At 64.4% G+C, this 9,767-nt stretch carries 8 protein-coding genes; all 8 read right to left on the reverse strand.

The window, feature by feature from the left end:
* Nucleotides 1-397 precede the first annotated feature (397 nt).
* On the reverse strand, nucleotides 398-793 hold the full coding sequence (gene gloA2 / locus ACVOMF_RS19110; RefSeq protein WP_481510670.1) for an SMU1112c/YaeR family gloxylase I-like metalloprotein: 396 nt from the start codon (nucleotides 791-793) through the stop codon (nucleotides 398-400).
* Entirely contained in the window at nucleotides 790-1,857 is a 1,068-nt protein-coding gene (locus tag ACVOMF_RS19115) for a serine hydrolase domain-containing protein (RefSeq protein WP_481510671.1), read from the reverse strand. Before ACVOMF_RS19115 ends, gloA2 begins: the two co-directional genes overlap by 4 nt.
* A 20-nt stretch (nucleotides 1,858-1,877) precedes the next feature.
* Complete coding sequence (locus ACVOMF_RS19120; RefSeq protein ID WP_481510672.1) at nucleotides 1,878-3,779, reverse strand: DUF885 domain-containing protein; 1,902 nt, start codon at nucleotides 3,777-3,779, stop codon at nucleotides 1,878-1,880.
* A 146-nt stretch (nucleotides 3,780-3,925) separates the two neighbouring features.
* Nucleotides 3,926-4,603: a DUF502 domain-containing protein gene (locus tag ACVOMF_RS19125; RefSeq protein WP_481510673.1), complete on the reverse strand. Its 678-nt coding sequence runs from the start codon at nucleotides 4,601-4,603 to the stop codon at nucleotides 3,926-3,928.
* Between the two features lie 91 nt (nucleotides 4,604-4,694).
* Complete coding sequence (locus ACVOMF_RS19130) at nucleotides 4,695-5,156, reverse strand: DUF4442 domain-containing protein (RefSeq protein ID WP_481510674.1); 462 nt, start codon at nucleotides 5,154-5,156, stop codon at nucleotides 4,695-4,697.
* A gap of 59 nt (nucleotides 5,157-5,215) precedes the next feature.
* The gene (locus tag ACVOMF_RS19135; RefSeq protein WP_481510675.1) at nucleotides 5,216-6,859 is read right to left on the reverse strand and encodes a CHASE2 domain-containing protein; all 1,644 of its coding nucleotides are present in this window, start codon (nucleotides 6,857-6,859) and stop codon (nucleotides 5,216-5,218) included.
* Nucleotides 6,856-8,502 carry a FecR family protein gene (locus ACVOMF_RS19140; protein ID WP_481510676.1) on the reverse strand — a complete coding sequence of 549 codons (1,647 nt, stop codon included), beginning with the start codon at nucleotides 8,500-8,502 and terminating at the stop codon, nucleotides 6,856-6,858. Before ACVOMF_RS19140 ends, ACVOMF_RS19135 begins: the two co-directional genes overlap by 4 nt.
* 168 nt (nucleotides 8,503-8,670) lie before the next feature.
* Nucleotides 8,671-9,534: a thioredoxin gene (gene trxA / locus ACVOMF_RS19145; protein ID WP_481510677.1), complete on the reverse strand. Its 864-nt coding sequence runs from the start codon at nucleotides 9,532-9,534 to the stop codon at nucleotides 8,671-8,673.
* Nucleotides 9,535-9,767 lie beyond the last annotated feature (233 nt).

A 9,767-nucleotide genomic window follows, 5' to 3' on the forward strand; every position in this document is an offset into this window, starting at 1 on the left:
TTTATTGCTGCTTTTTTTGCTTTGGCTGGGCGGCTCCCGCCGCCCAAAAAACCTGATACGTTTTTGTGTTGGTGGAAAACCCCGGGCGGCGCTGGGCGCGCCACTACAGGTCCCGCGCCTGCTCAAAGCCCCCCCGCCCGCGGGGTGAAGGAGGGGCGTGTACGAACCACTGGTTCGTGCCCATTCTGAACGACCTTGCGCTGGCGCAAGGGCTGGGGCGCGGAGCGGGGGTTGGGGTGAGGGCAGCTTTTAAGGCATTGCCGGGAAAGCCCCTGCCGAGCATGGCTCGGCACTACAGGTCCAGCTCCTGCTTAAAGCCCCTCTCCCGCTGGCGGGAGAGGGGTTGGGGTGAGGGGGGCTTTTCGGGAGGAAAGCCCCTGCCGAGCATGGCTCGGCACTACGGGGCTGGTGTCTCGTAGAGTTCCAGCGGCAGATCGTCGGGGTCGGCGAAGAAGGTGAAGCGGCTGCCGGTGAACTCGTCCACGCGTATCGGCTCGCAGGCCACGCCTTCGCGTTGCAGGTGGGCTACTACATCGTCCAGCGTTGCAACACGGAAGGCGAGGTGGCGCAGTCCGCGGGCTTCAGGCCGACTGGGACGTGCGGGAGGATTCGGGAAGGAGAACAATTCCAGCTGGCTGCCATCGGGCAGGCGCAGGTCCAGCTTCCAGGAGTCACGCTCGCTGCGGTAGTTCTCGGCAATCACTTCTAATCCGAGAATGCGCACATAGAAGTCACGCGAACGTGTGTAGTCCGCTGCAATGACCGCGACATGATGGATGCCAAGCAGGTTCATCGCGCGGCATCCAGCCAGCGCCGGGCGATGTCGATGGCCAGCGCATAGGGTTCGGGTTCGTTGCGGTTGCTCAACACGATCACCGTCAGCTTCTGCCTGGGATAACGCACGATCACATTGCGGAAGCCGATGCTCTCGCCGCTATGCCATAGCGCATCGCCATTGATGCGCCAGCCAAAGCCATAGAACGGTACGTCGGGTTCGTTGGTTTTCGTTGCCGGGCTGAAGGCCAGTTTCAGCGACGTCGCTTTCAACAGGCGTTCGTCGTACAACGCCGCATCCCACTTGGCCAGATCGTCGATGGAAGAATAGATGCCGCCATCGCCGAGCACGGCGCTGGTGGTGCTCTGGTCGGTACGCTGCCAGTGGCCATCGATCTGGCTGTAGCCATAGGCGCGATTCGGCACCTCATCGACGCCGTCCTGGTGCGCGTAGGTGTTGCTCATGCCCAGCGGCAGGAAGATGCGCTGGCGCAGGAAGCTGGCGAAGTCGCTGCCCGAGGCCTTGCCCACCACCAGCGCCAGCAAGGCATAGCCGCTGTTGCTGTAGCGGTAGTCACTGCCCGGCGTGAAGTACGTCCGGTTCTCTTTCTGCAGCAGTTGCAGCACGTCGGCATCATGGACCTGGCGGGTATCAGCCGGGTCCATCAGCTCTTCGTAGTCGAGCAGGCCGCTGGTATGGCTGAGCAGCTGCCGTAGCGTCATCGTGTCGGCGACGGCGGGCAGGCTGGGCAGCCACTTCTTCAGCGGATCGTCGATGCCCAGCTTGCCGTCTTCGGCCAACAGCAGGATTGCCGCGGCGGTGAACTGCTTGCTGACCGAGGCCAGGCGGAAATTGCTGGCGGGAGTGACCGCGGTGGCGTCTTCGACAACGGCCAGTCCGTAGCTGCGGCGGAACGCGGGCTGGCCGTCTTTCAATACCAGCACAGAAGCGCCGGGAACCTGGCCGTCGTAGCGCTGCATCAAGCCGTCGATGCCCGCATCAGGCGGGGCCAAGGGGGCAGCGGCCAAGCTGGAGCACGCGAACAGGCAGAGCAGGGCGAGTCGGGGTTTCCAGCGTGGCATGGCGGCTCCTTGGTGGATGATCAGGCTTTCTTGCTGGCGATCCAGCGGTCGATCTTGGCCTCAAGGATTTCCAGCGGCATGGAGCCATCCTTGAGGATTTCATGATGGAACTCGCGCGGGTCGAAGCGATCACCGAGTTCGGCCTTGGCCTTGTCACGCAGCAGGCGGATCTTGATCTCGCCCACCCGATAGGCCAGGGTCTGACCGGGCAAGGCCATGAAGCGCTCAACCTCGGAGGCGGCATCGGCGGCCGGGATGTCGGCGTTCTTGACCATGTACTCGGTGGCCTGCTGGCGGCTCCAGCCGGCGGCATTCAAGCCTGTGTCGGCGACCAGCCGCACGGTACGCAGCAAGGTGGTCTGCAGATAGCCGAGCTGGTCGTAGGGGTCGTTGTAAAGGCCGAGTTCCTGGCCCAGCGACTCGGCGTACAGGCCCCAGCCTTCGACATAGGCAACATCGCCACCGAGGCGACGGAAGCGCGGCAACGCGGCCAGTTCCTGCTGCGCGCCCAGTTGGTAGTGATGGCCGGGAATGGCTTCGTGCAGGTATTGCATGGTCACTGCCCAGCGTTTGCGTGAGGGCAGGTCGCTGGTGTTGACGTAGAGCACGCCCGGCTGCTGGCCATCGGCGCTGCCCGGCTGGTAGCTGGCAGCGCTGGAGGTGGCGGCACGCTCGGCCTCCACGGCCTTGATTTCCAGGCGGGCCTTGGGTTGCTCATTGAACAGTGCTGGCACGGCGGCATTCACCCGCACACCGGTCTCGGCATAGCGCGCAAGCAGGGCATTGGCATCGCGGAACACGAACTGGCGGTCGTTGCGCATCGCATTGAAGGCCTTCTGCTGCGAGCCGCGGATCCTGGCCTGCTTCATCACCGCATCGATGCGCGCCTGCAGGTCCTTGACCTCCTGTTCGCCAAGTGCATGGATCTCCGCCGGTGTGCGTGCCGGCGAGGTGCTGCTGGCAACATTGTGCGCATACCAGGCGCTGCCATTGGGCAGGGCGGCCATGCCATCGGTGCTGCGCGCGGCGGCCACGTATTCGGTGGCGATGAAGCCGCGCAACGAACGATAGGCCGGCATGATCCGGTTCTCGATCATGCGTTTGTATTCGGCAGTGAGTCTGGCCTTGTCCTCGGCGGAAAATTCCGCCGGGATATTACGGATCGGGCCCCAGAACAGGCTCTCCTCCGCGGTGGGTTTGATCACCGCATCCAGCTGCGGCAGCACTTTCTCCATCAGTGCGCGCGGCTGTACCACGCCGGCAGCCTTGCCTTCGCGCATGTTGGCGATGGCCTGGTCGAACAGTGCCGGAATGCCGAGCGAGCGCTTGGACCAGTTTTCGTAGTCCTTGACCGTGCGGAACGGCTGGGCACCAGCGCCCGAGCCAAGCACGGCGATGATGCTGGACAGGTTGTAGTACTGGTTGATCGGCAGCATCCAGGTCGGGTACTGCTCGCCGGCCAGCGAGACCTGTGCGTCGCGCACGAAAATTTCGTAACTCAGCAGGTCCTGGCCCTGCAGACCGGTAGCGCCGACGGCTTGGACCTTGCCCAGCCACTCGACCATGAAGTCGTGTGATTGCTGGCGCGAAGCCGAGGACAGGAAGTTGGGCAGCTGGTCGTTGTAACGCGGATCGCCCTGGAAGGTGGCCTGCAGCGGGTTCAGCCGCATCGAGGCATCCCAGTACTCGTCATAGATGCGATTCAGCTTCGCGGCGTTGTCCTGCTTGATCGGCAATGGCACGGCTGCCGGCCGGCGTGGCGCCGGGCGCGGGGTACTGCGCGGCTTGGGCTTGGCGGCGCGGCTCTGCGGCGCTGACTGGCGCTGGCTTTTCTTTTTGGCCGCTTCGGCCGGGGCCGCAACGGACAGCGTCATGATCGTGGCAATAGCAAGCGCAAGCAGGCGCAACGGGCTGTAAGGCATCAGGTATTCCGCAAATACATCGACCCGGGAGCTTGCCCGATATCAGCGGTGACGACCAGCCGTGGCGTGGATGAACACGCGCCGGTGATACAGCTCTGGTTATGCCCCATGCCCAGCGGTGACTACCGCTGGGCATGGGATCAGGCTTACCGGTCGACGGAGCGGGTGAATGGCACGCTGTCCGGGGCGACGGCACCGCCGGAAATGATGAAGCTCATGGCCTGGTCCACGGTCCAGTCGGTCGGGGTGAGCATCTCCACCGGGACGATCTCCAGGTAGCCGGAGGTCGGGTTGGGGGTGGTGGGCACATACACGGCGGCCAGTTCGCGGCCGGTACCCTGCTCCTTGAGCACCCGGGTGACCAGGCCGATGGACTTCATGTCGCGGTGCGGGAAGTCGATCAGCACCACGCGCTGGGTGCTGCCGGGCTTGGTCTGCAGGATGTCCAGCAGCTTCTTGGCGCTGTCATAGATGATGCTGGCCAGCGGAATACGGCGGATAACCGCACCAAACCAGCGCAGCAGCTGCTGGCCGATCACCCGGCGGCTGAGGATGCCAACCAGCAGGATCACCAGCAAAGTGGCCAGCAGGGCGGTGATGTCCTGCATCCATTCGACCTTGATCCAGCCCAGATAATCCGGGAACGAGGAGGCAATACGCTCGGAAAGCGGCACGATCAGCGGGCTGCTGATGCCCGAGAGCAGGACGAACACGAATTTGACGACCACCCAGGTCAACCAGATCGGCAGCAGGGTCAGCAGGCCGGTGAGGAAAAGACGTTGCAGGGAGGGACGGGGGGCGGGGGAGACGGCTTCGGGCGACATCCGCGAATTGTAGCGTTCGGGTGTCTTCCGTATGTGCGCCGCAGAACGCTGGAACGGCTGCGTTCAGAGAAATCTGTGTTGCTGCCTTGCCTCAATCCAGCTTGCGTGCGTCCGGCTTGAGTCGCACATAGACCTGCTTGCGCACCCTTGCCACCACCTCGCCGCTGGCATCGAGTACCTCGTTCTCGAACCAGTGCAGGTATTTGTCGCCGTTGGCGGTGGCGGCCTTGACTTCCTCCAGCGTGGCGTCGTCCAGCCGGAATTCGGTCCACACCACACCACGGCCGGGCTTGAGGAACTCGATGCTGCCGGCCTTGTCCCAGACGAAGTAGCGGCTGCCCATGTTCTGCAGCAGGCACAGCATCCAGAACGGGTCGGTCATCGCGAACAGGCTGCCTCCGAAATGGGTGCGCACGTAGTTCACGTTCCAGGGCCGCTGCCGCAGCTCGACCCGCACGTAACGGTAGTCGGCGCTGATGGCGGTGACGTGGATGCCAGCGAACAGGAACGGAGGCCACAGGTTGATGCCGCGGCGGAACAGGCTGGCTTTCATTGCGGATGCGGACTGACAGGGGAACCGGAGTCTAGCATTCGCATGCGTATGGAAGGGGTTCAGTGTGGCCAGGGCGGGGCCATGCGGTAGCCGTCGCGGCCAGCCTGCTTGGCCTGGTACAAGGCAGCGTCGGCGGCTTCGAACAGGCGTGCAGGGCCATCGTCCGGACCCGGCAGCACGCTGCACACGCCGATGGTGACGGTGGTCCTGGTCTTGCTGTGGAGAGCCTTGTCGACCGGGATGCTGAGCTGGCGTACACGGCTGATCAAGCTCTGCACCAGTTGCTCGGCACCGGCCGGCGGGGTGTCGGGCAGGATCAGGGCGAACTCGTCACCACCGAAGCGCGCGGCAAGGTCGCGCGGGCGTCGCGCCATGTCCTCGATGGTGCGGCCCAGGTAACGTAGCAGGCGATCACCGACGTAATGCCCGTGGCTGTCATTGCAGCTTTTGAAGTGATCGACGTCGATCAGCAGCAGGGTCAAGGGGCGGCCGCTACGGCGGGCGGCATCGGTCTCTCGCCGTAGCGTCTCTTCAAAGCGCATGCGGTTGGCCAGGCCGGTGAGCGGGTCACGGTTGGCTTGGCGGCGCCAGTAGCGCATCTGCCATAGCGTCCAGAACAAAAGTATGCCGATGAAGCCCGCGGTCGCCGCAAACGGCGCGAACCATAGATTCGCGCCATGTAGCAGAGCAAGGCTCAGCAATATGGGGGCGGGGATGGCCAATGCGCCCAGCAGCCAGCGCTGACGGATGGCGGAGGTGATCCCTAGCGCGCCCAGTACCACCAGTGCAATGGTGATTGCAGTCTGCAGCAGCGGTGGCAGCGGGCGGATGGCATTGCCGGCCAGCAACATCGAAGCCACGTTGGCTTGATACTCGCTGCCGCTCATCCAGTTGTCGTGCGACGTAGGGGTGAGCAGGCGCGGTGCGATGCCGCTGGCAGTCATGCCGACAATAACCAGCCGGTCCTTCAGCAGATCGTTGGGTATCCGGCCCTCAAGCACGTCGATATAGGACATCTGCGGAAAGCTGCCAGGCGGCCCGGCATAGCGTAGTCGCACGTAATGATCGCGATGCCATTGATAGGGAGAGCGGGCCCGTGGCGCAGGATCGACCATGCCCGGTAACGGCTGGTTGGTTCCGGCCAGCGCGGCACCCAGTGCAGGCCAATGTGGCGAACCGATGCCGGCCTTGAGATAGACGCCGCGCGCAACGCCGTCACCATCCACTTCGATATCGGTGTGTGCGAGCGTGGCTGCCGCTTTGGCAATGGCAGGTACGGGCAGCAGTTCCTCGGGTACCGCTTCGTCACTGGCCGGTGCGGCCAGTACCGGCAGCACGACCCGTCCATTGCGGCGGATCGCCGCGGCCAAGGCGTTGTCCTGGCTGGCGTCCTTGCGATCGGCGTCGGGGAGCATCAGGTCCAGTGCAACGCGCTCCACGCCCGCTTGGTGCAGGCGATCCAGCAGCCGCGCATGAACGCTGCGTGGCCACGGCCATTGGCCAAGTTGCTGCAGGCTACGGTCATCGATGGCGATGATCGCCAGACGGGGGTCGGGCGGGTACTCCCAGTCGCCCACCAATAGATCGTAGCTGGCGACATCCTGTTGCCAGAACACCCGCGCATGGCTTAGCCAGCCGACCACAAGCGCGCAGCCGAATACAAACAGCAGCCTTACCTGCCAGCGCGGCCGTAGTGGCCTCATAGGGCGAGAAGCAGCAAAGCGCCTGCACCGACGCCATAGCAGAGACGGCAGCGCAGCTGGATCTGCTGGGGCGTGGAGAACGTGCTGGCATAGCCATCGTCTTCGATGCTCTGCACGCGCACATGCAGGGTGCCGCCACGCCAGGGTTGCTTGAGTGCGATCTCGGGAATATCCACTTGTTCATCCAGCAGCAGTCGGGAGAAATCCGCCTTGCGCGAGATCTGCACGCGATAGTGTTGGGCGGCGTTGTCGGCCGGCCAGCGTAGGGTCAGCAGGCCCTTGTGATCTTTTGCCGAGTCCAGTGGCGTCGCAACGGGCACATCACTGAGTTGCAACGGCAATGCCTGGCCGTAGCGGCCGGGGTTGTTGTCGCCATCGATCGAGGCCAGTCGCCAGAAATAGTTCCCAGCCGGCAGTGGGCTGCCGATACGCAACTGCTGGTTGCTGGCCTGTTGTTCGACCAAGGGTTGCAGGAAGTCCGGATTGTCCGCGATCTGCAGCACGCTGCCAGTGGCGCCGGCAACCTTGGCCCACTGGAAGCGCGGCTGCAGCTGATGCACGGTCTGCCCATGCAGCGGCGCCAGCGTCAACGGCGCGGGCAGGCCTTCCGGCACCAGGAAATCATGCTCGGCATCCAGGCCTTCGACGCCATCGGTGTCGATGGCACGTACCAGTAGGCGAAGCTGGCCGGGCGGCAAGCTCTCGATGCGGATCTGCGGCTCTGTCAGCTCGCGGGCGAACAGTACGACGTCTGGCGTCGCTGCAAACACTACCTCTACCCGGTAACGTCTGGCTGCATCCAGCGGTCGCCAGGCAGCCAGCAACGGCAGTGGTTGCAGTCGCAAGCGTGACTCAAGCAGCTGTGGAGCCGGCAGCAGTTGTTGCGACTGTGTCGGCGCGCTGCCCGCTGCGCGGACCAGGGTTGCATGGCCGCCACCAATCAGCCGTTGACCGGCGCGATTGCCCACCTGCACACGTCCCTGGACGACCTCGGTGGCTGCAGGACTGTCCTCGTCGCCGGCGTTTACCCGGAACAAGGTGCCGCGCACGCTGCTGGTCGCGGTGGGGGCGGTGATGATATATCGCGATGCCGGCCCGCGCGCTGGCGTCACTTGGTTGCTGCTGCGTCCGCGCTGCAGGCGCATGCGAGTGTCGACCATGCCAGTGGCGCCATAGCTGCTGAGCTGGTCCAGCTGCAACAGTGAGTTCTCACGAAGCTGCAGACGTGAATCATCGGCGAAGCTGAGGGTGACGCTGGCATCATCACCGGTCTGCAATTGGCTGCCGATCGGTAGCAGCATGTTGGCCTGCACGGCGCGTGTGCCGTTGACCGGATCGCTCACCTGGGCCTGACCGCGCGATGCGACCACCCGTGCCGGTGCAGGTTGTACGCGCAGCCAGGCAATAGGGAAGCGCAGGGTCTGGCCGGGTGCGAGCCGGTACGGATCGGTAATCTTGTTGTGTGCCTGTAGCTGCTGCCACTGCACATCGGCCTTCAGGTAGCGTGCGCCCAGGTCCCACAAGGTATCGCCGGGGCGTGCGCGGTAGTTCCAGTCCTGGGCGCTGACCAGTGTTGCCCAACACAGCAACAACGCAGCTAGCAGCAGCTGTGACAGGGATGGGCGAACGTCGATGTTACTCACGGCCACTTCGGCTCCAAAAACGCGTGTCCGTTACGCTGACATCGGGCTGCTTCCAACTTCATCGTTATACGTTCCAAGGCGCCGTGGCGAGGGCCACGGCAGGATCATCCACGATGAGCTGTCAATTTTCGTGCAATTGACACGCAAATTGAACTGTCTGGCACCAAGTTAAAACAGTAGCGAAGACATCTTGCGGCGGTAACGGCCCACCAGGTCTTCGTCTTCGATCACCCGGAACGCGTCGATCAGCGCTTTCTTGGGCAGGCTGTCGCGGAAGCTGCGGTCGATGCGCAGCATTTCGATGAACTGCTCCAACGCGGCTTCATCCTCGCCTGCCAATAGATGCTGGATGCCCAGCAGGTAGCGCGCTTCCAGGTCATTTCCGTCGGCCTGTATGCGTGCAGCCAGTACATCGGAGGCTGGGGCGTCCTGCAAAGCGGCGGCAAAGTCCAGGCGCGCGCGCGCGCGGATGGCGCGGTCGTCAGTGGCGAGGTTGGCCGGCAGGCCGTCCAACAGCTGCCCGGCCTCGCTGGTTGCACCGGTCTTGAGCAGTGCCAGGGCCAGGTCGAGCTTGAGCTCGGCCTTGTCCGGCTCAGCGGCAATGGCCTCACGCAATGCGGCGACTTCGGCCTGCGGGTCCAGCGGCAGCGCCTGGATGTCCTCTTCGACGGCAGCAGTCGCCTCAGCCGGCATGACGCCGTGCTGGGTCAGGAACTCACGCAGCTGGCCCTCGGGCATCGCGCCGGGGAAGCCATCGACAATCTGGCCGTCCTTGATCAGGAAGACCGTGGGTACCGAGCGGATCTGGAAGGCGGCAGCAACCTGTTGCTCCTTGTCGACGTCGACCTTGGCCAGCTCGAACGCACCGTTGTACTCGCCGGCGAGCTTCTCCAGGATCGGCCCCAGGCTCTTGCATGGCCCGCACCAGGTGGCCCAGAAATCGACCAGCACCGGGGTCTGCATGGATTTCTGCAGGACTTCGGCCTCGAAGGTTTCGGTGGTTGCCTCGAATACGTGGGGGAGATCGCTCATGGCTGGCTACGTTGCTGTCAGGAACGTCCTTTATGGCGACGGCGGGGCAGGTTCTCAACCTCTGACTGGGTGCTGGCGGGGAAATAGAAGGTGCGGCGGCTTGCAGGACGCTGGGTTTCACGGGTGGTGCCCGTAGTGGGGGGGGGGGGGGGGGGGGGGGGGGGGGGGGGGGGGGGGGGGGGGGCGGGGGGGGGGGGGGGCGGCGGCGCGGGGGCGCGCGGCGGCGGGGGCGG

Source organism: Stenotrophomonas sp. STEN022, assembly GCF_056760155.1.